The sequence below is a fragment of the Vibrio sp. D173a genome (assembly GCF_030248475.1).
Genome location: NZ_JAHGAH010000006.1, coordinates 1 through 25462, shown reverse-complemented (window position 1 = coordinate 25462; position 25462 = coordinate 1). Strand labels below are relative to the sequence as shown.

The 25462-nt window shown below is 45.5% G+C and carries 19 protein-coding genes and 2 pseudogenes; 7 read left to right on the top strand and 14 right to left on the bottom strand.

Going from position 1 to position 25462, the window contains the following annotated elements; genetic code table 11:
- Positions 1 to 6: 6 nt before the first annotated feature.
- The 7 genes and pseudogenes from KIV40_RS00630 to KIV40_RS00600 all read right to left on the bottom strand — a co-directional run.
- Positions 7 to 1389: a di-heme oxidoredictase family protein gene (locus KIV40_RS00630; protein WP_285347670.1), complete on the bottom strand. Its 1383-nt coding sequence runs from the start codon at positions 1387 to 1389 to the stop codon at positions 7 to 9.
- A gap of 92 nt (positions 1390 to 1481) precedes the next feature.
- Entirely contained in the window at positions 1482 to 2744 is a 1263-nt protein-coding gene (locus KIV40_RS00625) for an imelysin family protein (RefSeq protein WP_038889990.1), read from the bottom strand.
- A gap of 176 nt (positions 2745 to 2920) precedes the next feature.
- The gene (ribA, locus tag KIV40_RS00620) at positions 2921 to 3568 is read right to left on the bottom strand and encodes a GTP cyclohydrolase II (protein WP_012128311.1); all 648 of its coding nucleotides are present in this window, start codon (positions 3566 to 3568) and stop codon (positions 2921 to 2923) included.
- A gap of 225 nt (positions 3569 to 3793) precedes the next feature.
- A complete protein-coding gene (locus tag KIV40_RS00615; protein WP_005430632.1) occupies positions 3794 to 3970 on the bottom strand; it encodes a hypothetical protein in 177 nt (58 codons plus the stop codon).
- A gap of 140 nt (positions 3971 to 4110) precedes the next feature.
- The gene (locus KIV40_RS00610) at positions 4111 to 4521 is read right to left on the bottom strand and encodes a cytochrome c-type biogenesis protein CcmH (RefSeq protein WP_285347668.1); all 411 of its coding nucleotides are present in this window, start codon (positions 4519 to 4521) and stop codon (positions 4111 to 4113) included.
- Positions 4508 to 4705 carry a hypothetical protein gene (locus KIV40_RS35575; protein ID WP_375164794.1) on the bottom strand — a complete coding sequence of 66 codons (198 nt, stop codon included), beginning with the start codon at positions 4703 to 4705 and terminating at the stop codon, positions 4508 to 4510. Before KIV40_RS35575 ends, KIV40_RS00610 begins: the two co-directional genes overlap by 14 nt.
- A 313-nt stretch (positions 4706 to 5018) precedes the next feature.
- A pseudogene (locus tag KIV40_RS00600) lies at positions 5019 to 5927 on the bottom strand (cytochrome c-type biogenesis CcmF C-terminal domain-containing protein); the annotation flags it as partial.
- Positions 5928 to 5942: 15 nt separating this feature from the next.
- Here KIV40_RS00600 and KIV40_RS00595 point away from each other — a divergent pair.
- Positions 5943 to 6314: pseudogene (locus tag KIV40_RS00595) on the top strand (ammonia-forming cytochrome c nitrite reductase subunit c552); the annotation flags it as partial.
- A gap of 89 nt (positions 6315 to 6403) precedes the next feature.
- Here the strand turns inward: KIV40_RS00595 and KIV40_RS00590 are convergent.
- From KIV40_RS00590 to gyrA, 3 genes are all read right to left on the bottom strand, one after another.
- Complete coding sequence (locus tag KIV40_RS00590) at positions 6404 to 6958, bottom strand: hypothetical protein (protein ID WP_285347667.1); 555 nt, start codon at positions 6956 to 6958, stop codon at positions 6404 to 6406.
- A 42-nt stretch (positions 6959 to 7000) separates the two neighbouring features.
- Positions 7001 to 7624 carry a cytochrome c gene (locus KIV40_RS00585; RefSeq protein ID WP_012128324.1) on the bottom strand — a complete coding sequence of 208 codons (624 nt, stop codon included), beginning with the start codon at positions 7622 to 7624 and terminating at the stop codon, positions 7001 to 7003.
- Positions 7625 to 7745: 121 nt separating this feature from the next.
- Complete coding sequence (gene gyrA, locus KIV40_RS00580) at positions 7746 to 10382, bottom strand: DNA gyrase subunit A (RefSeq protein ID WP_285347666.1); 2637 nt, start codon at positions 10380 to 10382, stop codon at positions 7746 to 7748.
- A 309-nt stretch (positions 10383 to 10691) separates the two neighbouring features.
- On the opposite strand from gyrA, the gene ubiG reads away from it, so the two are divergent.
- From ubiG to yfaE, 4 genes are all read left to right on the top strand, one after another.
- The gene (ubiG, locus tag KIV40_RS00575) at positions 10692 to 11399 is read left to right on the top strand and encodes a bifunctional 2-polyprenyl-6-hydroxyphenol methylase/3-demethylubiquinol 3-O-methyltransferase UbiG (RefSeq protein WP_285347665.1); all 708 of its coding nucleotides are present in this window, start codon (positions 10692 to 10694) and stop codon (positions 11397 to 11399) included.
- A 500-nt stretch (positions 11400 to 11899) separates the two neighbouring features.
- Positions 11900 to 14182 (top strand): class 1a ribonucleoside-diphosphate reductase subunit alpha, encoded by a 2283-nt coding sequence (gene nrdA, locus KIV40_RS00570; RefSeq protein ID WP_285347664.1) that lies wholly within the window; start codon positions 11900 to 11902, stop codon positions 14180 to 14182.
- A gap of 81 nt (positions 14183 to 14263) precedes the next feature.
- Positions 14264 to 15397, top strand: a complete 1134-nt coding sequence (nrdB, locus tag KIV40_RS00565) for a class Ia ribonucleoside-diphosphate reductase subunit beta (protein WP_005431220.1) — start codon at positions 14264 to 14266, stop codon at positions 15395 to 15397.
- Positions 15397 to 15675, top strand: a complete 279-nt coding sequence (gene yfaE, locus KIV40_RS00560) for a class I ribonucleotide reductase maintenance protein YfaE (RefSeq protein ID WP_285347662.1) — start codon at positions 15397 to 15399, stop codon at positions 15673 to 15675. The genes nrdB and yfaE overlap by 1 nt, the downstream gene beginning before the upstream one ends.
- A gap of 149 nt (positions 15676 to 15824) precedes the next feature.
- Here the strand turns inward: yfaE and KIV40_RS00555 are convergent, their stop codons facing one another.
- Positions 15825 to 17057, bottom strand: a complete 1233-nt coding sequence (locus KIV40_RS00555; protein WP_285347661.1) for a CinA family nicotinamide mononucleotide deamidase-related protein — start codon at positions 17055 to 17057, stop codon at positions 15825 to 15827.
- Between the two features lie 199 nt (positions 17058 to 17256).
- On the opposite strand from KIV40_RS00555, the gene KIV40_RS00550 reads away from it, so the two are divergent.
- Together KIV40_RS00550 and KIV40_RS00545 are read left to right on the top strand one after the other, a co-directional pair.
- Positions 17257 to 18159 carry a DUF3943 domain-containing protein gene (locus KIV40_RS00550; protein ID WP_045369213.1) on the top strand — a complete coding sequence of 301 codons (903 nt, stop codon included), beginning with the start codon at positions 17257 to 17259 and terminating at the stop codon, positions 18157 to 18159.
- A gap of 241 nt (positions 18160 to 18400) precedes the next feature.
- Positions 18401 to 18913 (top strand): glycine cleavage system protein R, encoded by a 513-nt coding sequence (locus KIV40_RS00545; protein WP_086369174.1) that lies wholly within the window; start codon positions 18401 to 18403, stop codon positions 18911 to 18913.
- A 105-nt stretch (positions 18914 to 19018) separates the two neighbouring features.
- Here KIV40_RS00545 and nspC read toward each other — a convergent pair whose 3' ends face one another.
- The 3 genes from nspC to KIV40_RS00530 all read right to left on the bottom strand — a co-directional run bounded on the left by nspC (position 19019) and on the right by KIV40_RS00530 (position 24651).
- On the bottom strand, positions 19019 to 20152 hold the full coding sequence (gene nspC, locus KIV40_RS00540; RefSeq protein ID WP_285347660.1) for a carboxynorspermidine decarboxylase: 1134 nt from the start codon (positions 20150 to 20152) through the stop codon (positions 19019 to 19021).
- A 335-nt stretch (positions 20153 to 20487) separates the two neighbouring features.
- Positions 20488 to 21741 (bottom strand): carboxynorspermidine synthase, encoded by a 1254-nt coding sequence (locus KIV40_RS00535; RefSeq protein WP_285347658.1) that lies wholly within the window; start codon positions 21739 to 21741, stop codon positions 20488 to 20490.
- Between the two features lie 18 nt (positions 21742 to 21759).
- Positions 21760 to 24651: a pyridoxal phosphate-dependent class III aminotransferase gene (locus tag KIV40_RS00530; RefSeq protein WP_285347657.1), complete on the bottom strand. Its 2892-nt coding sequence runs from the start codon at positions 24649 to 24651 to the stop codon at positions 21760 to 21762.
- Positions 24652 to 25462: the final 811 nt, after the last annotated feature.

Genomic DNA, 25462 nt, shown 5'->3' with positions numbered 1-25462 from the left:
GGGTCCTTATAGAGAGTTCAGAAACGCAATGAGAGCGTCACGTTCTTTTTTGTTCAGAGCTAAAACATTTTGTTTAGCGGTTTCCGCTTCACCGCCGTGCCACAATACCGCTTCCATCAAGTTACGAGCGCGACCATCATGCAAGAAGTAAGTGTGTCCGTTAACTTCTTCGGTATAACCAATACCCCATAGCGGCGCCGTTCGCCATTCACGGCCGTTTGCTAAGTATTCAGGACGGTTATCGGCTAGGCCTTCTCCCATGTCATGCAGAAGCATGTCGGTGTATGGGTGGATTAACTGCTCAGAAAGCGCTGGCAACTCTGGTCGCTTGGCCGTTTTCACACTGGTCTTGTGGCAGCTTTCACAACCAGCAGTAGCAAAGATTTTCCGACCAAGTTTCACGCTAGGATCGTTCACATTACGACGAATTGGCACTGCTAGGTGCTGGCTGTAAAACTCCACAAAATCGAGAATGTTCTCACTCACTTCTGGCTTACCGCCATTTGGCATGTCGTCACAAATGCTTTGATTCGAGGTACAGTTTTCATTCGGGAATAAATGGCTCGTCAAACCGACATCGCCATTGAATGCCGCGGCATTTTGTTGCATTAGCGTCGGCTGTCCGGCTTTCCACCCAAAACGGCCAATCGAGAAGTCGTCCTTCTCAATATCCCAAACCTTGTTTGCTTTGCCTGAAATGCCGTCTTTGTTGGCATCGTGTTCATCAGCCCAAGCCAACAGTGTTTCGTCTGGAATGCTCTCTAACAAGCCAAGGCCGATCATTGGTGGCGCCACACGCGCTGAAAATTCAGTATCCGGATGCATGTCGCCATACCCTAAATCGGTAATGTTTAGGTGCGGCTTTCTCAGCGTCACTGTCGTGCCATCTTTAAATTTCACCGGCACATCGGTATAAGTGATTTCGATTTTGCCCTCTGGCGTTTGGTCTTGCAGCGCGAAATCTTGAAGCTGGCCACCATAAGTTGGCTCAGGTATGCCACCGTCTTTGATTAACGCTGTCTTTTGTTCTGGCGTCATTGCGGGGATACTCAAGCGCACCAGCATAGACACCGCATGTAAGTCATCTTTTTCAGGGGGATGACCACGGCCATCTTTGATGTGACAGTTCTGACAACCATTGGTGTTGAACAATGGGCCTAGGCCATCACGAGCATCTGTCGACGCTGGTGCTTGCACCCAAGGATTACGGAAAAAACTGTTGCCCAAGCTGAAATCAAGACGCTTACTCATTGGTAAGTTAGCAGCGGGAAGAGAATAGGCGTTTGCGCCGTCTTTTTTAACGCTGGTTTTGCCACCAGACTTAACATCATAAGCCATGGCAGAAGAAGAAAGGATCGCGGCTAGCGCTGAAATTAGGTATGGCTTCATATCATTGCTCTACATATACAACAAGGGTGATAACAACGAGCTCAAACGTTAAAAGGGCTCACAAAGAGCCCTTATTTATTATGGTTTTCTTATTAGAACTCGTGGTCAGCAGTATCTGGGCTTAGGCTGTCGATACCGACAATGTTCGCCGCACGCTCAATAGCACCAGTTTGTGCTACCAGTGACATGATAGTGTCGTTAACTAGTGCGTTACCTTGCGCGTTACCCGCCGCAATTAGCTGGTCGAAATGCTGGTTGTTCTTCTCTGCTGAAGTCACTAGCTCACCGACTTGGCTACGTGTTGTATCAAACTGCTTTTGAATCTCTTCCGCTGCTTTCTTGTCTTTTTGAGCTACAAGGTCAGCAATACTTGGGCCAGACAGTTCTTTACCGCTTACGCCTTTGTAAGTACCGGTGTAAACGTTGTAGATGCCTTGCTCATTGTAGTAGTGAGAGTTGTGCGTGTTGTCTGAGAAACAATCGTGCTCATCTTCTGTAGAGTTCGCTTCTAGTGCTACTTTCATACGTTCACCCGCTAGCTCACCTAGAGAAAGAGAACCCATACCAAATAGCATCTTACGCAAACCGTTATCCGCTGAGTCATTTAGTAGCTCTTCACGGTAGTTACCTTTCACGTCTGCAGACCACTGCTTTTCCATCCACTCTAGGTCTTGAACCAGTAGATCGGCTGCCGCTTTCAGGTACTCACCACGACGGTCACAGTGACCATTCGTACACTCAGAACCGACAACGAAGTCTGTATAGGCGCGCTGACCTGCACCTGCGTTTGTGCCGTTAAGATCTTGACCCCAAAGCAAGAATTCAATTGCGTGGTAACCAGAGGCTACGTTTGCCTCAGAGCCGCCCACTTCATTCAAGTCTGCAATGAGCTCTGGCGTAATTTTTGAAACATCGAGCTTAGAAGCACCAATCTGTAAGCTAGTGTTTGCTACGATGTTTGCAGCCGCACCTTCGTTACCTAGTTCGTATTGGTAATCAGCCGCTACGTAGTCGATCAGACCTTCATCAAGTGGCCACGCGTTTAACTGGCCTTCCCAATCGTCAACAATCGCGTTACCAAAACGGAAAACTTCAGACTGTTGGTAAGGTACGCGAGAATCTAGCCAAGCTTGTTTTACTTCTTCAAGCTTCTTCGCTGATGGCGATTTTAGGAATTCGTCAATTTTTACGTCGAGCGTTTGAGCAGTCGTTAAAGAATCGGCAAACACAGCGTGCGCCACGTCTGCATAATGTTCGACAACTTGTTGTTTAGTTACTGTAGCAGCAACCGTAGAACCACTGGCAATGAGAAGTGATGCAGCAATAGATTGGACTAAAACTGTTTTTGCATTCATCTGAAGCATCCTTGTTGAGCATTTTAATTATCGTATTAGTAGTGCTAATTATTCTTATTTGCACTTTTAGTCCCGAGATAATACAAATTTACAATTTATTTGCAACTCCAGATACAAAAAAAACCTCATAAAAATGAGGCTTTTAGAATGTTTTATTGTCAGTTTTGTCTTTAGGGTTAAACCTTTAGGTGATGTTTCCCGTGAGAAACTTTCGCCTTAAGATAGCTTTCGTTACCATCTTTGATGTGGGCAGACGTATTGACAACTTCTGAGATTTCAATCCCGTATTCCGACAGCTCGCGGATTTTCTTAGGGTTATTTGTCACAAGGCGGATCTTATTCACACCCAATGCTTCTAACATTTGCGCCGCTTCCGTGAAATCACGTAGGTCGTCGTCGAAGCCCAAATGATTGTTTGCTTCGTACGTGTTCATGCCTTGGCTTTGTAAACGGTACGCATCAATCTTGTTGTAAAGCCCGATACCACGGCCTTCCTGACGAAGATATAGAATAATGCCGCCAGACTCGCCCATGCGGTTGATGGTCTCTTCTAATTGTTCGCCGCAGTCGCAGCGTGAAGAGTGGAAAACATCGCCAGTCAAACACTCAGAGTGCATACGAACTAAAGGCATTTCCTGTGTCTGGTCCGCTTGTTTGAAGATAATCGCAACATGCTCTTTATCTGTCTTTAGACCATGGAAAGACAGGATTTCGGCATCAATGTTACTTTTTGCCCCGACTTTAAAATCTACTCTGGCTCGTACTTCCGCCATATCTACACTCACTCGATTTATTGCTTGATGCATTTTCGTTATCGCATTCATGGGATTGCTCTCATTTGCTCTTCAACTATGGGGATTGATACCGCATTTTTCAATGTTGAGATCACAACGAGCCCTATTCTTATTGTGACAAGCTGGAAATCCTAGAGGATGAAACCCGCTGGCCGACTCTACAATTGTTATAATATAACATTTAAAACTAACTACAATAAAAAACCCCAGACAAATTTGCCTGGGGTTTCGAATGCGTCGATAAAGCGTTTGATTTTAATGCGTTTGACTGCGCTTCCAAACGGCAAGCTCAATCCAAACGGCTTCGAGTTCTTGAATTTCCTCGTCGGTTAAAACGGCGAGAGTCGAAGTGACTTGTGGCAGCTTCGGTGACTGGAACGCACGAATCTGCGAATAAAAGTCCTTTTTTAATTGCGATATAACTGAATCCACTGCGTACACCTATTCGTTCTTTATTACTTCTCCAGCTCAATTTTTATGGTCTGATATGAAGCCTTCATAAATTCGGGAAAATGATAACATTCTGCTTATTATGTGCACAATTTATTTCTAATAGTGGAATAGTGGTCACATTAATTACGCTTTACCATTCGGATCGAATATAAGAAAAAAAAGATCAAAAATAGCAGTGGAAAGATCCACAGTAGCGCAGTGGAATAATTAAATGGCGGCTGATATAGAACAATCTTCCCATAACGAGCAACGAGATAGTCCTTTATTTCTTGGTTTGAACTGCCCTCATTCGCCATCGTATACACCTTTAAGCGCAGGTCTTTTGCCGCCTGTGCGTTGGATTCAACCAAGTTTTGGTTCTGGCATTGCGGACAGCGTAAAGTCTTGGCTAGCGAGGTTGCGCACTGTTGCACTTCAATAGAATGAAACTCAAACAGATCAACATTCTGTTGTAAATCTCCCGCCTTTGTAAGCGGAGAAAATAACAAAAACACCATTAAACTCAAGAGAAGATAATTAAATCGAAACATTCAAATATCCTGAAAATATATCGTTCCATTTATCTGCTGTTAACTCACCGCGATATTTGATCAACACACGACCATTTTGATCAATCAAGTAGGTTTCAGGCGTTCCAATTACACCAAGTTCAACAGCGAGCTTTCCATTTGGATCACTGATCACTTCAATATATAGATTTCGTTTGGAGCTCAAATATTCACGTGCAGCTTGTTTTTGGTCTCTGTAATTCAGTCCAACGATGGGTACACCGAGTTTTTATATATGCAATAGATTATACTACTATTGTTTGCATATTTCGCACAAAGATGCCCAAACATTCAATAATTTATATCGGTCACTTTTGAGTAACTATTGCGAAATCATCTCATCAGACACCAAAGATTCTGAACTAAAATTGGGAATCTCTAAATTTTGCTGTTGGGACAATTCTATATTTGGTCGCTCAGATAACCCAATCGCGGTCACAGCCGAAAACACAGCGACAGCCGTAACGAGACCTGCGAGTTTAAGCGAATTTCTCGATCTCATGGATAGCTTCTCTCCTTCTCTTTACACCTATCATAAGCGCACCAAACACTGCTAATATTCCGCTTGACCATATCCACCAAATACCAGCACGGTACTGAACCTTGATTGTATAAGCATGGGTTTCCACTTTATCACCCAATGTAGCGTAGTAATCACCATGTCATAATGAACGAATCGCATGTTCCGTCATGTTCATTACCCGCACAGGATAGTGGCGCTTTTCTGGTTTGAAATTGAGGGCGCTCCAATCATCCAAGCGTAAGGTGACTTGCCCTTGCTCAGAGGTGTAGTTAGGACCTAATAGCCACTCGATACCATAATAATCGATGGTGCCCCCCGCCCTATGGAGCGAGCTACCGGGCTCAACGCGTAAATTGTATTAATAGGAGTAGTGACTGTTAAATACAGCCCCACTCACCGCCAGTGCAAAACCGATATGAGCGAGCGTCATCGGCATCAATTGACTCTTTCTTTCACTGAGACATAGCATGACGGAATGTGCCGCGGCAACCCAAGTCGCTAGTGCAATCATCAGCAACACTTCAACATGCAGCACGTCTACTGCGAGCACAAATCCGATGCAAGAGACTGTAGATACTGCGGTACTAATCAGAGCGTCTTGGTAAGCACATGATCTGGTCCCTTTCATCCACTTCAATGTGGGCATAAAAGCAAGAGCCGCAAGAGCCAATACACTCACCGGAAAGGTGAGACGATTAAAGTACGGCGCCCCAACCGAAATGTTTCCCAACCCAAGCAACTGATAAACCATTGGGTAGAAAGTAACTAGGAAAACAGTGGCTGTTTCAATAACGAGCAAGCCAATAGCGATATATGCGGTATAGGTTCGACTGGCTAAAGACTGAAGTTTGAAATGACGCCTTTGAACAGAACCACCCTTAAAGCAGGTGCAACAGAAGATGAAATGCAGCCAATCCTACAAGATATTCGTCATGCCCAATGGCGTTGGGATTACGCGATTGCCTATCATGGCGTGCACATGCATGCACCTGAGGTGGCACTTGAAGTACTGGGTACTGCAGTTGACCGCGCAGCAGATACTCGAACCAAGCTAGTTCGTTTACTGGCAACCAAGGGTATTACTGAACCAGTACAAATTCCAGATATCTCAACCAAAGCGAAAGCACAAGAAGTACTTGATATAGATATGGATATGGATATGGAAAAAATGAACACAGAGGAGAAACACTTTCTAGAGACTGTCGTTCCGGACAGGGATAAAGCCGCGTCCGAAAGTCAAGCTACATACTGATCAGTATCGATTGCATTGAGGTTACGCAGATAAAACAAAGGACGCAGAAAGCGCCCTTTGTTTTTAATAAAGAGATAGAGAAAAATAAACTAGCGACGAGGCAGCCTCGGTCTAGGCTGAATATTTGGCCGCGTTTTAGGCATTTGCACATTAGGTCTTGCAGCAGGACGTTGAATTTGAGTCTCAGGCAGTGCTTTTCTTTGTTGCAGCTTTTCTTTCACCGCTTTGTCTTGTAAAGCCGCTGGCTCAATACGTTCTGGACGATTCTCCCACTTAGTTTGAATCTCTTGCTTTTGCTCTTCAGGCAGTGATTGCCAATGATCATCAAGTTGGCGCTTCATGTTATCGATATTGGCGGACATATCATCGTCCTTCCAATCTTCGACTTTGTCTTTGATGGACTGCTGTTGGTCTTCATCCAAGCCATTCCACCATTCTTCCAGCTTCTCTTTGTATTCGTCATCGTTGTCGCAACAACCCGGATAGTAATAAATCCAGTAGTCGTCATGATCGTACCACCACGGATCGTAATAACCTGAAGAATAGTAAACCGAAGAGGAAGAACCAGAATGATCGGAAGAGCTACAACCCGCCAATACAGAGACGCACAGCAAAACCAATATGCTTAGTGCCTTATTTTTCATTCGTTGCCCACCTTTCCCTCTACTGCTTATTAAATTGTACGCTTACAACAGCTCTTTTGCTTTGTTGATAGAGTCAATGATTTGTACTCTATCTAAATTTGGATCATTAGAATCTAATAATAGTACCCAAGTATCAATGGCTTCCTGAAAGCGGAATGACAGAAAATGGTCATTTGCGATCAAAGACAAAGCTGCTTCATTGTGCGGTTCTATCTGTAGAGCTTGTTCCAGAAGCAGGCTGACTTCTTGCGTCATAGATTGTTGGTGGATGTAGTATAAAGTGGTCGCCTTCGCAGCAAGTTGCGTGGCACTGACAGGTTCAGTCAGTTGGATCGCGTAATCAAAACAAATCAACGCACCATCCAACTCACCTTCTAGCAGATAGCCCTGCCCTAACTGAAACCATAACTCAGCGTTGTTTGGGTCTTCACTCAGTTGATCTTGGATTTCCTGCATTATGTCTCGAGCAGTCATCATTCGAGACATTTCCGCTTGGATTGGTTGAGGCGGTGTCTGACGCAGCAATAAGAAACTTGCACTGGTCACGACGAGCACCAACAAACAAAAGCCAAACCACTGAGCAGGTTTCACTTTTGATGCACTCAAAGACAAGAGAACAATGAACAACCCCATCAAAGAGATGGCAACAAAGAACCAAACAGACATAACGCATCCTTTCAATAAAGATAACGCCAGTGTACGTATTTCTTGTCTCGATTGCGTTGATACAGATACAAAAAAGCCGAGCGTTATACTCGGCTTTCAAATTTAGCGATTAAGAAGAAGCTTACTCTTCTTCTGAACCTTCAGCTGCGTCGTCTGCTGGCGCTTCAGGAGCTTGACCTTCTGCGTTCGCCTCTGTTGCTTCTGCTTCTTCGCCTTCTGGCAATTCAACTTCTTCAACTTCGTCGATGCGTTGTAGGCCAACTACTGATTCGTCTTCAGCTGTACGGATAAGTGTCACACCTTGGGTGTTACGACCAACTTGGCTCACTTCCGCAACACGTGTACGAACTAAAGTACCAGCGTCGGTGATCATCATCATCTCGTCGCCTTCTTCTACTTGTACCGCGCCAACAACTGGACCGTTACGCTCAGAAACCTTGATAGACACAACGCCCTGAGTTGCACGACCTTTCGTTGGGTATTCCGCTAGTTCAGTACGCTTACCGTAGCCGTTTTGTGTAACCGTTAGGATATCGCCTTCGTTAGACGGAACGATTAGAGAAACAACTTGGTCTTCGTCTGCTAGTTTCATACCGCGAACACCTGCCGCTGTACGACCCATTGCACGTACTTTGTCTTCGCTGAAGCGAACCACTTTACCTGCTTTAGAGAACAGCATGATGTCGCTATCGCCGTTTGTGATATCAACGCCAATTAGTGAGTCATCATCACGTAGGTTCACTGCGATTAGGCCGTTTGAACGTACGTTTGCAAACTGGTTCAGTGGGGTCTTCTTAACCGTACCATCGCCTGTCGCCATGAAGATAAATTTCTCTGGTGAGAACTCATCAACAGGAAGAATTGCAGTGATACGCTCACCTTCCTCTAGGGGAAGGATGTTTACGATTGGCTTACCACGTGCAGTACGAGTTGCATGAGGCAATTGGTAAACTTTCAGACGGTAAGTCTTACCACGAGTAGAGAAACACAGAATGTTATCGTGAGTATTTGCAACAAGTAGACGTTCGATGAAGTCTTCATCTTTCATCTTCGTTGCACTCTTACCTTTACCACCACGACGCTGAGCTTCGTAGTCGCTTAGATTTTGGTACTTAACGTAACCTTCGTGAGACAGAGTTACTACTACGTCTTCACGAGCAATCAGCTCTTCCATGTCGATGTCATGGGTAGCTGCTGTGATTTCGGTACGACGAGCATCGCCGTAACCATCGCGAACTGCTTCAAGCTCTTCGCGGATCACTTCCATTAGACGCTCAGTGCTTGCAAGGATGTGCATTAGCTCTGCGATTTCATCTAGAAGTGCTTTGTATTCATCAAGAATCTTCTCGTGCTCTAGACCGGTTAGACGGTGTAGACGAAGTTCTAGAATAGCTTGCGCTTGAGTCTCAGTTAGGTAGTACAGACCATCACGGATACCGTATTGATCTTCTAGCCATTCAGGACGAGCTGCATCAGTACCAGCACGCTCAAGCATTGATGCTACGTTACCAAGATCCCAACCACGCGATACCAAGCCAACTTTTGCTTCTGCTGGTGTTGGTGCGTTTTTGATTAGCTCGATAACTTCATCGATGTTTGCAAGAGCAAGAGACAGTGCCTCAAGGATATGAGCACGTTCACGCGCTTTGCGTAGTTCAAAGATAGTACGACGAGTGACAACTTCACGACGGTGGTCAACGAAGCACTTCAACATGTCTTTTAGGTTGAATAGCTGTGGCTGGCCGTTGTTTAGCGCAACCATGTTGATACCGAAAGTCGTTTGAAGCTGAGTTTGTGCGTAAAGGTTGTTTAGAACCACTTCACCCACAGCGTCGCGCTTACATTCAATTACGATACGCATACCGTCTTTATCAGACTCGTCACGTAGCGCACTGATGCCTTCTACTTTCTTATCTTTAACTAGCTCAGCGATCTTTTCGATCAAGCGAGCTTTGTTTACCTGGTAAGGGATTTCAGTGACGATGATGGTTTCTTTACCATTCTTCTCCACTTCGATTTCCGCTTTTGAACGCATGTAGATCTTGCCGCGACCCGTTTTGTACGCGTCTACGATGCCTTTACGACCGCTGATTAGCGCTGCCGTTGGGAAATCAGGACCAGGAATGTAATCCATTAGTTCATCAATCGTGATTTCTTCATTATTGATGAATGCAAGACAGCCATCGATCACTTCGCCAAGGTTGTGCGGTGGGATGTTGGTTGCCATACCTACCGCGATACCAGAAGCACCGTTTACCAATAGGTTAGGAATTTTAGTTGGAAGAACCGCTGGGATTTGCTCCGTACCATCGTAGTTAGGTACGTAGTCCACGGTTTCTTTATCTAGGTCAGCCAGAAGTTCGTGGGCAATTTTCGCCATACGTACTTCGGTATAACGCATTGCCGCAGCAGAGTCGCCATCGATCGAGCCAAAGTTACCTTGACCATCGACCAGCATGTAACGAAGTGAGAACGGCTGAGCCATACGTACGATTGTGTCGTACACAGCACTATCACCGTGTGGGTGATATTTACCGATTACGTCGCCGACAACACGGGCTGATTTTTTATATGGTTTGTTCCAATCGTTGCCTAGTACGTTCATCGCGAATAAAACGCGGCGGTGTACTGGTTTTAGGCCATCACGCACATCTGGAAGAGCACGACCCACGATTACTGACATCGCGTAGTCTAGGTATGAACCTCTAAGCTCATCTTCAATGTTTACGGGCGTGATCTCTTTAGCTAAATCGCTCATGGAGCCATTATCCCTCTATTATCTGATCGTAATTACGATACGTGTAAGGTGCAAAAATATAACACACAATTCATCAACGGGGCATCACTTTCCCACTCGTTTTATCAGGTTGTGAGCTTCGTTATGAGTTAAATGAAGAGAATTTGCACATTCATCCCATATCTTTCTGAAAACTGACTACATTTCCACCAACACCGCTCAAAAATCTCCCCTGTAGCGATTGTGAGAAAAGAAGCAGTTTTAACGTATCGTACCATTGGAGTATAATCACGCCTTCCAAAGGACTATTAGCGAAGCGATATTACTATCATGACAAAAGCACAAAACGTCGACCCAAGTGAAATTCAGAAATTCGAAGAGATGGCTTCCCGTTGGTGGGATTTAGAAGGCGAATTCAAACCACTTCACCAAATTAACCCGCTTCGCTTGAACTATGTCCTAGAAAAAGCTGACGGTGTATTTGGCAAAAAAGTGCTCGATGTTGGCTGTGGCGGCGGTATCCTTGCGGAAAGCATGGCAAAAGAAGGCGCCGTCGTTACCGGTCTAGATATGGGTAAAGAACCTCTAGAAGTCGCGCGCCTGCACGCACTAGAGACGGGTACTAAACTGACTTACATCCAAAGCACAATCGAAGACCACGCCGCTGAAAATGCTGGCACCTATGATGTGGTGACTTGTATGGAAATGCTTGAGCACGTGCCAGATCCTCTTTCTGTGATTCGTTCTTGTGCAGCGCTCGTGAAACCAAGCGGCCATGTCTTCTTCTCAACTTTAAACCGCAACATGAAATCTTACCTGTTTGCTATTGTCGGCGCAGAGAAACTGCTGAGAATCGTTCCGGAAGGCACACACGACCATGAGAAGTTCATCAAACCAGCAGAAATGATGAAGATGATTGATCAAACTGACCTAACCGAAATGGGCATCACAGGTTTGCACTACAACCCTCTTAACGACAGCTACAAGCTCGGTCGCAATGTGGATGTAAACTACATCGTTCACACTACTAAATATTGATTTTTTGGATCGCGGCATTGTTCGTGGTTGAGCAAAACTCGACATGAAATTTATGGGAAAGCGGTAGCACATGAGCGCCGCTTTTTTTGTCAATTTCTGTAGAAAAAAAGTGCTCTAGATTCCATTTTGACCAATCTATTTTTAACAAACAAAAACTGTCAAAGATCAAGGAAAATATTTTTACATACGGTTATTTATGAACCGATCTGAAAAACGTAATTTTCCCCATTCAAGTCAGCCCTTTTCTCATCGGTTAGTGTCCACTTACTGATTTTTTTAATTTTGTTAGTTATCCACAAGTCATCCCAAATCTGTACCTTGAAAAATTGGGGTAACAGCACTATCTTGTAACTCGCAAACAAATGAACCCCTATATGTTGTGTTTAAGCTACAATATATAGATAGACTTTGATCACAAAGCCGCCGCAAGTTTTACAAATTTTGCACATAAACAAACAAAAACACGGCTTTTATCAGTTTTCTTAGGGAAATAAAGCAGAATGAACCAACAACTTACCGTCACTAAGCGTGATGGCCGCAAAGAAACTATCGATCTGGAGAAAATCCATCGCGTTATTACTTGGGCTGCCGAGGGTCTTAACAACGTTTCAGTATCACAAGTAGAATTACGTGCTCACATCCAGTTTTATGACGGCATCACCACGTCAGATATCCACGAGACGATGATCAAGTCTGCTGCAGACCTGATTTCAGAAGAGACACCGGACTACCAATACCTAGCTGCTCGCCTAGCGGTATTCCACCTACGTAAAAAAGCATACGGCCAATACGAGCCGCCAACGCTGCATGACCACGTAGCTCGTCTTGTTGATATGGGTAAGTACGATAAGCACATCCTAGAAGACTACACAAAAGCGGAATTAGACGAGCTTGATGCGTACATCGACCACAAGCGCGACCTTGATTTCTCTTACGCAGCCGTAAAACAGCTAGAAGGTAAGTACTTCGTACAAAACCGTGTATCAGGTGAAATCTACGAAAGTGCGCAGTTCCTATACATTCTAGTGTCTGCTTGCCTGTTCGCTAACTACCCGAAAGAAACGCGTCTTGACTACATCAAGCGTTTCTACGATGCGACATCGACATTTAAGATTTCTCTGCCTACACCGATCATGTCTGGTGTACGTACGCCTACTCGTCAGTTCAGCTCATGTGTACTGATCGAATGTGGCGATAGCCTTGATTCTATCAACGCAACAGCAAGTTCTATCGTGCGTTACGTTTCTCAACGTGCAGGTATCGGTATCAACGCAGGTCGTATCCGTGCGCTAGGTTCTGAAATCCGCGGTGGTGAAGCATTCCACACAGGTTGTATCCCATTCTACAAATACTTCCAAACAGCAGTGAAATGTTGTTCTCAAGGTGGTGTTCGTGGCGGTGCAGCAACTGTGTTCTACCCGCTATGGCACGGTGAAGCTCGCTCACTATTGGTGCTTAAGAACAACCGTGGTGTAGAAGAGAACCGTGTTCGTCACATGGACTACGGTGTTCAGTTGAACAAACTGATGTACCAACGCCTAGTGGAAGGTGGCAACATCACGCTATTCTCACCGTCTGACGTACCTGGTCTATACGACGCATTCTTCGAAAACCAAGAAGAATTCGAACGTCTATACGTGAAATACGAAAACGATCCTTCAATCAAGAAAGAGACCGTTAAAGCAATTGAGATGTTCACTCTGCTAATGCAAGAGCGTGCATCAACAGGCCGTATCTACATTCAGAACGTGGACCACTGTAATACTCACAGCCCGTTCGATTCAGAAGTTGCGCCAGTTCGTCAATCAAACCTATGTTTGGAAATCGCTCTGCCAACTAAGCCTCTGAAAAACGTTGAAGATGATTCAGGTGAGATCGCACTATGTACGCTTTCTGCGTTTAACCTTGGTGCTATCAAATCGCTAGATGATTTCGAAGAGCTATCTGAGCTTGTAGTTCGTGCGCTAGACGCTCTGCTTGATTACCAAGATTACCCACTACCAGCAGCTTACAAGTCGACAATGAACCGTCGTACGCTGGGTGTTGGCGTTATCAACTTCGCATACTACCTAGCGAAGAATGGCGTTAAGTACTCTGACGGCAGCGCAAACGGCCTAACTCACCGTACATTTGAAGCGATTCAGTACTACCTATTGAAAGCCTCTGTAGCGCTTGCGAAAGAGCAAGGTAAGTGTCCTTCGTTCCACGAAACGAACTACGCGAAAGGTCTACTGCCAATCGACACTTACAAGAAAGACGTTGATCTAATTTGTGAAGAACAACTGCACTACGATTGGGACAGCCTACGTCAAGAAATCATGGAACACGGTCTACGTAACTCAACACTGACTGCGCTAATGCCATCTGAGACTTCTTCTCAGATCTCTAACGCAACAAACGGTATTGAGCCACCACGTGGTTTCGTGTCTGTTAAAGCGTCGAAAGACGGCATCTTGAAGCAAGTTGTGCCAGATTTTGCTGAGCTGAAAGACAACTACGAACTGCTTTGGAACATCGGTTCTAACGACGGTTACCTACACCTTGTGGGCATCATGCAGAAATTCGTTGACCAAGCGATCTCTGCAAACACAAACTACGACCCTTCTGGTTACGAGAGCGGTAAGGTTCCAATGAAGAAACTTCTTCAAGACCTTCTAACTGCGTACAAGTTTGGTGTGAAGACACTTTACTACCATAACACTCGTGACGGCGCAAAAGACGACCAGAAAGACGCAGTTCAACCACAAGATGACGATTGTGCAGGCGGCGGTTGTAAGATTTAATCTCCCGCACCCTAACAATCCGTAGAAACAAACAATCGAATACCTCCCCTTTTGGGGAGGTCTAAAAGGAATTGAGGCATTATGGCTTACAGTACTTTTAACCAGAACAAAAACGACCAGCTAAAGGAACCAATGTTCCTAGGTCAATCAGTGAACGTTGCTCGTTACGACCAACAAAAATTCGAGATATTCGAAAAACTAATCGAAAAGCAACTGTCTTTCTTCTGGCGCCCAGAAGAAGTTGACGTTTCAAGCGATCGTATCGATTACAACAAGCTACCAGAGCACGAGAAGCACATCTTCATCTCAAACCTGAAGTACCAAACGCTGCTTGACTCAATTCAAGGCCGTAGCCCTAACGTTGCACTGCTTCCACTTGTTTCTCTGCCTGAGCTAGAAACATGGATTGAGACATGGTCTTTCTCTGAAACGATTCACTCTCGTTCGTACACACACATCATCCGTAACATCGTGAATGATCCAAGTGTTGTATTTGACGATATCGTTGAAAACGAACACATACTTAAGCGTGCGAAAGACATTGCACACTACTACGATGACCTAATTCAAGCGACAAACGACTACCACCGTTACGGTGAAGGTGAACATGTTCTGAATGGTGAAACGGTTAAAGTTAGCCTGTACGATCTGAAGAAGAAATTGTACATCTGTCTGATGTCGGTAAACGCGCTTGAAGCAATCCGTTTCTACGTAAGTTTCGCATGTTCATTTGCGTTCGCAGAACGCGAGCTAATGGAAGGTAACGCGAAAATCATCAAGCTGATCGCTCGTGATGAAGCACTTCACTTGAACGGTACGCAGCACATGATCAACCTGCTACGTAACGGTCAAGATGACTTCTCATTCATGCAAATCGCTGAAGAAGCAAAACAAGAGTGTTTTGACCTATTCAAAGAAGCGGCTGAGCAAGAAAAAGAGTGGGCTGAGTACCTATTTAAAGACGGTTCAATGATCGGTCTGAACAAAGACATCCTGAGCCAATACGTTGAGTACATCACTAACATCCGTATGCAAGCAGTAGGTCTGCCAGCAGCTTACCCTGAAGCGACGTCAAACCCTATCCCATGGATCAACGCTTGGTTGTCATCGGATAACGTTCAGGTTGCACCGCAAGAAGCAGAAATCTCTTCATACCTTGTTGGTCAGATTGACAATGAAGTAAGTGCAGACGACTTCGAAGGATTTGAGCTGTAATGCCAAATATCAAAATCAACAAACTCGTTAGCATTGAGTCCAACCCATCCAATACGATTTTGGAGACGATGGAACAAGCAGGCTTATTACCTGAATACAACTGTCGCGACGGTCACTGTGGTGCTTGTCGTTGTAAGTTGGAGGCGGGTGAAGTGGAGTACGTTGGTTTTGCCATGGCTTATACTCAGCCTGATGAGATACTGCCTTGTATTTGTAAGGCGAAATCAGACCTTTCGCTTAGCGGTGTGAACTATGCGATGAAAGAAAAACGCGCCTAGTCCAAACCAGCTAAGCAAATACAATAAAGCCAAGGCAACCGCCTTGGCTTTTTGCTATCTGTCGTCTCGTCCTGAGATGGGTATCTCGCCCTTAAATGTATTTACGCAATAATGTTGCGGTTTAAGGGCGAAAACAGTTAAAGCATGCTTCAAATCGCACTACTCGGGATGTGCATATCTTTCACTTTCTCTAAGAAAGCATATTGAGCCGACATTGGTTTACGTTCTAGGTAACGGCGTAACAAGTCTAACGCGGCCGCACTGATAACTTTCACTTGGTCGTCGCGCTGATATTTTCTCGATAACTTATATAACGCCCCCCACTCGCCTGTTGAGGTAGAAAGGGCTACGGAAAATTCTCCCTCTTCAAGCTTTCCGGTCACTAGCGCTAAATCCGTGCCGCACTTCTCACGCGTAGCACCCGCTAACGCAAAGGTCGCTGCTAATGGGTCTCCCTCGTCGGTAATGGTTTGGCTTTGACGTGCTAATACCCAACCATGACCAAACTGCTTTTCGACGTTCTCATCACTGTTAAGCCAATAGGTTAAGTGGCCTGCACTGCTTTTCTCTGAAACGGACAAGGTCAGTCCTTTATCTGACAGCATTTGGCCTACATGCTCAACCATCGGCACATCTACGCTCACCGCATTCGTTTCAAGGTGCTTGTGAATGATCTGCATGAGCTTCATTCGCTGTTCTACCTGATTGGAAGGACCAAACAGCTTCACCTCGATAAACGGCAAGTAAGAGCGGTAACCGAGCTCATAACCCTGTGGCAATTTCATTTGGTCTAGTTTGTCTGAGATACCAGACTCTGACAGGCCAAAGGTATAAATACGGCTGCAAGATGCGCTCTCAACTTCAGGGAATAGCTTCTTCAAGTCTGGCAGAATTTGCGTTTCTGCCATCAGTTTGAATTCGCTTGGCACACCCGGCGTAAAATAAAACACCGCGTCATTAATCAGCATTTTAAAGCCACATGCCGTGCCTATTGGGTTATCCACGATTTCGGCTGTCTCTGGCAACATCGCTTGCTTGAGGTTACTATCCGGCATTGGGATACCACGACGAGCGTACATCGCCTCCAGATGCTCTAGCCAGTCTTTGAATAGCACCAGCTTACATTCGGCAGCTTTTGCCGCTGCAGCGGCGCTCATGTCGTCTGTAGTTGGGCCCAAACCACCATTAACGATCACGACATCGTTATTGAAGCTGAGCATAAGGAATTCTTCGATAAGGCTCGACTGTTTGTCACCAACGGTCGAACGCTTGGTTAAGCCAAATCCATGCTGATAAAACAAACTCGACAGCCAAGCTGCATTTGTATCAACAATTTCACCGTGAAGGACTTCTTCTCCGGTACTAAGCATAGCAATTTTCACAACTGACTCCTGAAAATAGGCAAAATCCACATTTTTTCGACATTATGCCTATATCGTTTTCATTTTATTTGACTAATCTCTTAGTGAATTTGTTGAGATTAAATTTAGGTCAAGTATTTAAATGGCTGTTCTTTTAAGGGATAATTGTGAGCCCGATCATCAAACCAATAACTCGGAGACCTCTGTGTCAAAATCATCCATGTTCAAGAAAACGCTAAGTGGTCTTGTTCTGACTGCGTCTGCTGCGGCAAATGCGAGCCAGTACGATATGAGTAACCATATCGAGTTTTCTTACACGCCTGATTGCCTGTCAGGTTACTGCGAAACAACCACTCTGTATAGCTTTGAGCCACAAAATCCTCGCTATGCGATGGGGTTAGATAGCGATGATTCTTTAAATCTCGACGCAGGTCTTCAACCAAAGCATCTTATCGTTCCAAAAGACAAGGATTGGGACTACCTTATGGGTCAAACTTACACCATCCTTGGTTTGAGTGTGGCGACTGTGGGTTTGATGACGTTGCTGCCTGAGAGCATCACTAAGTGGGACGACGAAGATCGTGACATGAGCAAACTCGGTAGTAAGTGGAAAGACAACGTTTCTAGCGGTCCAGTTTGGGATCGTGACGAACACTTCCTAAACTACGTCATGCACCCTTACTTCGGTGGTGTTTACTACACAGCAGCACGCCACGCGGGCTACAACGAATTTGAATCCTTCCTGTACTCTGCGACGATGTCGACGTTCTTCTGGGAATACGGCGTAGAAGCATTTGCGGAAATCCCATCATGGCAAGACTTGTTTATTACTCCATTTTTTGGTGCTGTGGTCGGTGAAATGATGTTAACTGCTGAGCAAGACATTATTGCTGGCGGCGGTGAAGTAATGGGTTCAGAGACGATGGGTGACGTATCTTTGTTCTTCCTTAACCCAGTTGGCCATATCCATTACTGGGTATCCGATGCTTGGGGTGGTAGCGCAGAATTCCAATTCAGCTCATCGCCTTGGTTCGGTAACCAAGACGCCGCGAAATTCGCGATGGACTCTGGCGCAAGCTACGACAATGTCTTCTACGGTTTTGAAATGAAGGTAACCTTCTAAAACCAAACAGTTAAAGAGCAGCTCACGAGCTGCTTTTTTTGTGCCCCAAGCAAAGTTTTCATTATTTGCGTCACGAATTAGCGTCAAAAATTGACCTCTGTCAAACATAACCCTCTCCCAGCACCTACACTGAAATTAAGGAAAAACTCCAATAACTTAAGTTCTTGAACCTTAAGCCCAAATAACTATAGCGATACGTCTAACCGTGCCGCGTCCAAACCTTATTCCGGGAGGGGACATTATGAACACTGTGTTTATCGTTAATTTCGTCGGTCAGGCATCACCAGCGACCATCAAACAACTTGCTGCTGTTACACATGAAAACGAGGGAAAATGGCTCATCAGTAAAGTGAACTTTATTGAAGACCAAGTCGCTGGCGTAATCAAAGTGGAGCTTCCTGAAGAAAACGCCGACACAGTAAAAGACGCGTTTTCCGCTTGCCAGACTCTTATCGTCAAGTTCGTCGATTCTGAGCCGCACTCTCATCGAGAAGATACGGTTTTCCAATTACGTCTCGACTCCAATGACCGCGCCGGTATTGTCAACGAGATTACTCACGTGCTCGATGGACAAGGCATTTCAATCTTAGATATGGACTGCCAACGTGTGTTCATTGCCGGCGGTGGTGGGGTCAGCTCTAGCCTATTCAGTGCGAAGATGGCCATCAAGCTACCTAGCGAATTGGAAATCGATGATGTGGCAAACGAGCTGGAATCACTCAGTGAAGATACCCGTGTGATTGTGGAAGGCTAACCTCCGCCCCCAATGCGTAGTCCATTAGCAATACTGCAATAAAAAAAGAGCAGCGTTGTGCTGCTCTTTTTACGTTCAACCACTTTTTACGTCAAGAAAAGATGACTACTTCACTGACCATTGAGATAAAGAGCGTTTGAAATCTGAGTAATCAAACTCGTTCAGTTTTTGAATCTCACCACATGAACGCTCACAGTATACCGATGGCATGCGCAGACCGTTAAACCAGTTTAGCTTCACCATGGTGTAACCCGCACTGTCCAGAATGTGTAGACGCTGGCCAATCTCTAATGGCTGTTCGAAGTTCGCCACACAGAACTGATCACCCGCTAGGCAAGAGCAAGAACCAATCACGTACTCGTGCTCGCCATTTTCTGATGCTTCTAGAATAGACGCAGGCTCATTGTAGATAAGGGTATCCAAACGGTGCGCTTCCGTTGCTGAGTCAACAATCGCCGTCTTCTTCACGTTCTCAACAATATCTACCACGGTCACGACAAGGTCGGTCGTTTTTGTGATGATTGCCTCTCCCGGCTCTAAGTACATTTGTACGCCGTGTTTTTCAGAGAAGGCTTTCAGCGCTAGGCCTAATTTCTCGATGTCATAGCCTGGCCATGTGAAGAATACACCACCGCCCATGCTGACCCAATCGAGTTTATTTAGGTATTCGCCAAACTGTTCGGAGATCGAATCCAGCAAACCAATAAATGCGTCCACGTCTTTGTTCTCACAGTTCATGTGGAACATCACACCATTAATGCCATCGAAAATTTCTGGCTTGATGTGGTCAGCTTGTACGCCAAGACGAGAGAACTGACGAGCAGGATTCGCTAAGTCTTGACCTGCGTAGCTTACGCCAGGGTTAAGGCGAAGACCAATAGATGCTTTGCCCTCAACGATATGAAGGTAAGCAGCTAGCTGTGACTGCGAGTTGAAAATCATCTTGTCACAGATATCCGCTACTTCACGCACATCGTCTTCGCTGTAGCCAACGCTGTATGCGTGAGTCTCACCACCGAAAGTTTCGTAGCCAAGCTTCACTTCAAACGGGCCAGAGCTAGTCGTGCCATCTAAGTAAGGCTTGATGATGTCGAATACGCCCCATGTTGAGAAGCACTTCAGTGCCAATACCAGCTTCACACCAGAAATGTCTTTTAGCTGCTTTGCTTTTTCTAGGTTCTCAACCAACTTGTCTTCATTGATCATGAAGTACGGGGTTTTAAGTTGTTCTTTGCTCATAACTCACCATTTATCAACGATTAACCCCCTCTAACTCCCCCTTAAAAAGGAGGATTAAACCAAGCCACCTCTACTCTTGCCAAAAAGTGGAAAGATTGAAGCCACGATCAGTCTGTTTTTGCTCCTCCCTTTAAAAAGGAAAGTGGAAACTGTACTCGGTTTGCCTCAACTTCCCCCTCTTTTAAAAGTGGAAGATTTGAAACTAAGCTCGGCCTGCCTTTGCTCCTCCCCTTTTTAAGGGGAGGCTGGGAGGGGTTAACCTCAAATACGACAAAAGCAGCCACGGCTTTACGCCATGACTGCTCAAATTATCTAAACAAGTTTAATGATAAAACTTATTTGTTCAGTTCGTGAATCAGCGGTAAGCCTTGACCTGCTTCCAACTCCTGAACATGCCAATCTAGACCGATCGTTAGCATTGTTTCTAGGAACGGATCTGGGTCTAGCTGTTCCATGTTGAACACGCCTTTATCAGCCCACTTGCCACGGAAGAATTGCAGTGCTGCAGTAATTGCAGGAACACCTGTCGTGTAAGAGATCGCTTGGTGTTCAACATCTTCGTACGCGACTTCGTGGTCTGCGTTGTTGTAGATAAATACGCTGCGCTCTTTACCGTCTTTCTTACCTTGAACCCAAGTACCGATACACGTTAGGCCAGTATAACCAGGTGCTAGAGACGTTGGATCAGGTAACATCGCTTTTAGTACGTGTAGAGGTTGAACGACTGTACCGTCGTGTAGCGTTAGTGGTTCTGGACTTAGTAGGCCAATATCACGCATTACGTTGAAGTAGTTTAGGTAACGGTCACCGAAACCCATCCAGAACTCAATGCGTTTTGCTGGGATGAATTCTTTCATCGAACGAACTTCATCGTGCGCCATTGAGTAAACTTTGTGTGAACCACAGTTCGGGAAATCGAACTCTAGCATACGAGAGTGACAAGGTACTTGCTTCCACTCGCCGTTTTCCCAGTAGAACGAATCGCCTTGGATCTCAAGCATGTTTGTTTCTGGGTCAAAGTTGGTCGCAAACTTCTTACCGTGGTCGCCTGCGTTCACGTCCATTACGTCGATCGTATCGATTTCATCAAACAGGTGCTTCACTGCGTAAGCCGCGAATACTGATACCACGCCTGGGTCGAAACCAGCGCCAAGAATACCCGTGATGCCCGCTTCTTCGAACTTCTCACGGTAACCCCATTGCCAGTCGTAAGCTTCAGGCACTTGCTGACCTTCTGAACATAGGTCAACGGCCACTGATGTATCTAGGTATGAAACTTTTGCTCGGTAACACGCTTCCATGATTGGCATGTTAACCCACGGAGGACCCGCGTTGATTACAAGATCCGGTTTTACTTCTTCAATAAGAGCAACCAGAGAATCTACGTCGTCAGCGTTCACTGCACGCGCTTCTAGTTTCTTAGCTGAATCTTTCAGGTTATTTTTCTTCTGAATCGATTCGATGATCTTCTCACACTTACCAATAGTACGTGATGCGATTGTGATATCACCCAGAACGTCGTTGTTTTGTGCTGCTTTATGTGCAACAACCCAGCCAACGCCGCCTGCACCAATCTGTAGAACTGCCATAGTTTTCCGTTACCTTTATTAAACTAGCTCAACGGCTAGCGTGTTGATTTTCAAGAGCAAAGATTCAAAGTCCGCTGTCGTCAGACAAGGATTCAAAATCGTAAATTTAAGAGCGGTCTTACCATCAACGATGGTTTCACCGAGAACTGCGATACCGCGAGTCAACGCTTCAAGACGCAACGCTTTGTTTAGTTCATCTAAATCTGCAGACGCGTTGTTTGTGCGTACATTGGTTGCGCGGAATAGAACCGTAGAAAGTGCCGGCTCAGCCAGAAGCTCGAACTCTTCATGAGCGCGAACCATGTCGGCAACTTGCTGCGTTTGTACTAAAAGGTGATCGTACATGTCACCAAGCGCCTTAGGACCAACGTTTTGCATCGTCATAAAGACTTTCAATGCATCAAAACGCTTCGTCGTTGCGATAGATTTGTCTACCAAGTTAGGTAGCTCATCGTGTTCGCGGTTCAGGTAGTCAGCATGATGAAGTAGGAACTTAAAGTTCGACTTATCGTTCACCAACAATGCGCCACAGCTGATTGTTTGGTAGAACAGTTTGTGGAAGTCGACGCTGATCGAGTGCGCACGCTCTACACCTTTCAGGCGCGATTTGTGGCTGCTCAGAATCAGTGCACCGCCATAAGCGCCATCCACGTGCATCCACATTTCGTGTTTCGCTGCCATATCAGCAATGAAATCAAGATCGTCAATTGCACCGTGATCAGTCGTACCCGCAGTGCCAACAATAGCAAATGGAATCAAACCTTCTGCTTTTGCCTGTGTTAGAACTTGCTCTAACTGAGTAACATCCATCGTTCCGTCAGCGTTCGCATCGACAGTCATCACGGCTTTCTCACCCAGTCCCATCCAAGATGCTGACTTTTGAACCGTGAAGTGCGATTTCTTCGAACATACGATACGAAGTTTGTCCGCGTATTCTGGAAGACCCAGCTTCTGAATTGAGTGGTTACTTAGCTTGTCTGCAACCCAGTCACGCGCGAGCATTAAGCCCATCTGGTTGCTCTGCGTGCCACCGCTGGTGAAGATGCCGTCAGCCTTCTCACCAAGCTCATACTTGTCGCACAGCCAGTTAATCACCTTTTGCTCTACGTAAGTCGCAGAAGACGCTTGATCCCATGAATCCATTGATTGGTTCAACGCTGCAATCATGGCTTCTGCCGCTACCGCAGGCATCAAAGGAGGCGTGTGCAGGTGAGCAATACAATCTGGGTGCTGAGTGAAAATCGCATTCTTCGCGACAAGCTCAGCCGCCTCATCAATTACAGATTTGAGCGGTGCGTTTTTGTTGTCCAAGTCGATCGCGTTGATTGCCGTTTCCAGCAACTTAGGGTTCATACCAGAGTATGGCGCATTGACCTGTTCGAATACCGACTTCATCGCCGCAGTCGTATGGTTCATTACCGATGCAAATTCAGCGCTGCCAAGTTCACATGTATGAATAAAGTGCTTTTTCCACTCTTCTTGTGGGTCTGCTTCAACATGGTTACCGCCTGCAGCGATAATTGCGTCTTCCAGAACTCGAAGTGCAAAGTCAATTTGCTCGAAAGAAATGATAAGTGGCGGAAGGAAGCGAATAACAGAGCCATCACGGCCACCCTTTTCTACCATCAAGCCACGTTCAAGAGCCGCGCGTTGAATATCAAGAGTAAGCTGGCCATCTGACAAAGGCTCACCGAACTTATTGAGTTCGCCGTTTGGATTCTTAATTTCTACACCCAGCATTAAACCTTTACCGCGAACATCCGCGATACAGTTAACGCGTTTTTGAATGCTCTCAAGACCAAAGCGTAGGTACTGGCCTGCAACATTTGCATGCTCAACAAGATTGTCGCGTTGGATGATTTCTAGTGCTTTCGCACCTGACACCATTGCTAACTGGTTGCCACGGAACGTACCAGTGTGCTCACCTGGCTTCCATGTATCGTGTTGCTTGTTGATCACCAACAGTGACATTGGCAAGCCACCACCGATCGCTTTAGACAAACACAAAATATCAGGAACAATGCCCGCTTCTTCGAATGCGAAGTTGTAGCCCGACTTACCGACACCACATTGAATTTCATCAAAAATCAGTAGGATACCGTGATCGTCACAGATGCGGCGCAGCTCACGTAGCCAAAATGCAGGAGCAGGAATCACACCGCCCTCACCTTGTACTGGCTCTACAATGATTGCAGCTGGCTTCATGATGCCTGCTTCGTCGTCGTTCAGTAGACGCTCGATGTAACGAATGCTTGCTTTCGCACCTTCATCTCCACCTAGACCAAACGGGCAACGCAAGCTGTAAGGGAATGGCATAAAGTGCACGTCTGACATCAAACCAGTACGACGAGCTTTGGTGCCCAAGTTCCCCATCATACCCATAGTGCCGTTCGTCATACCGTGGTAGGCACCGCGGAAAGCAAACATGGTGTTACGACCCGTGGTTTGTTTGGCCAGCTTGATTGCTGCCTCAACCGCGTCTGCACCAGAAGGGCCACAGAACTGAATCACGCAGTTGTCACTCAGCTCTTGAGGAAGAAAGCCTTTAACAGACTTAATAAAATGCGTTTTCGCAGATGTCGCGATATCCAGAGTTTGGTACGGCAGACCAGAGTCCAATTGTTCTTTTAGCGCTTGGTTAATTTCTGGATGGTTGTAACCTAGAGCCAAAGTGCCCGCGCCAGCAAGACAATCTAAGAAGATCTGGCCTCGCGTATCTTCGACCAAACAGCCATAAGCTTGTTTAATCGCGATAGGTAAACGACGTGGGTAAGAACGAACCTCAGATTCATGTTCAGCCTGTTCAAGAAGCACTTGATCAGGAGTTAGGTCATACGTTCCTTCAACAATAGGAACCTGAGAGGAAAAGTAATTTGCGATAGTGTTATCGACTTCAAAGGCAGTGCTCATACTACATAATCCCTTGAATTATAATGATTCTCTTTCCTGTATTTATTCTTGTTAGTATTAAATAACAGGAAATACAGATATACCTCCGCATTCATCGTTACTTAAACGACAAATACAGATAACCCGTCACGACGAACGCGACTTTTATTGTGCTTGGAGAGTAATCAAGGTTCCGTAATGCATCCGTTTTGTAAAACGGGACATTTCGGCAGTATGAAGCTGATTAGTGTGTGTTTGTTTAAAGGTTTCAATGTTGGGTTTCCCATTAACATGCTGCTTCTTACAGCACTAGTATCCCGTCTATCGACAAATGGCTTTGCCGATACCTACCCTACGTAATGTCACAATCAGCTTGAATGGTCATTACGCGTATCCCCCAGAGAATCAAAGTCGTAATAATACGCTCCGAGATTGCGCGCGAATTTATCACAAAATAAAATCTTCTGGCAATATGTTTTCACAGGTTGCATATTGATTTAGATCACAATCGGAAGCAAACGTTTACACGGTTCATTTTCATTAATATTGACATGTATCGCAGAAAATCGTCTTAAATTCATCAACGGTTGAAAAGAGAAGATATAAGGACAGCCCGCTTGGGCGGCTCTGAGAAGACATTTTCTTACTACGCCATCAGAGCGTCAAAGCAAGATTAGAGAGGGATTCTAATACGATTGGATGTATGAAGTCGCTAGGTAGAACTGAAGGAAGACTCAAACAGCAGAAACGAAAAAGCCCAGCATAAATGCTGGGCTTTCGAATCTGGAGCTACACACGAGGTTCGAACTCGTGACCTCAACCTTGGCAAGGT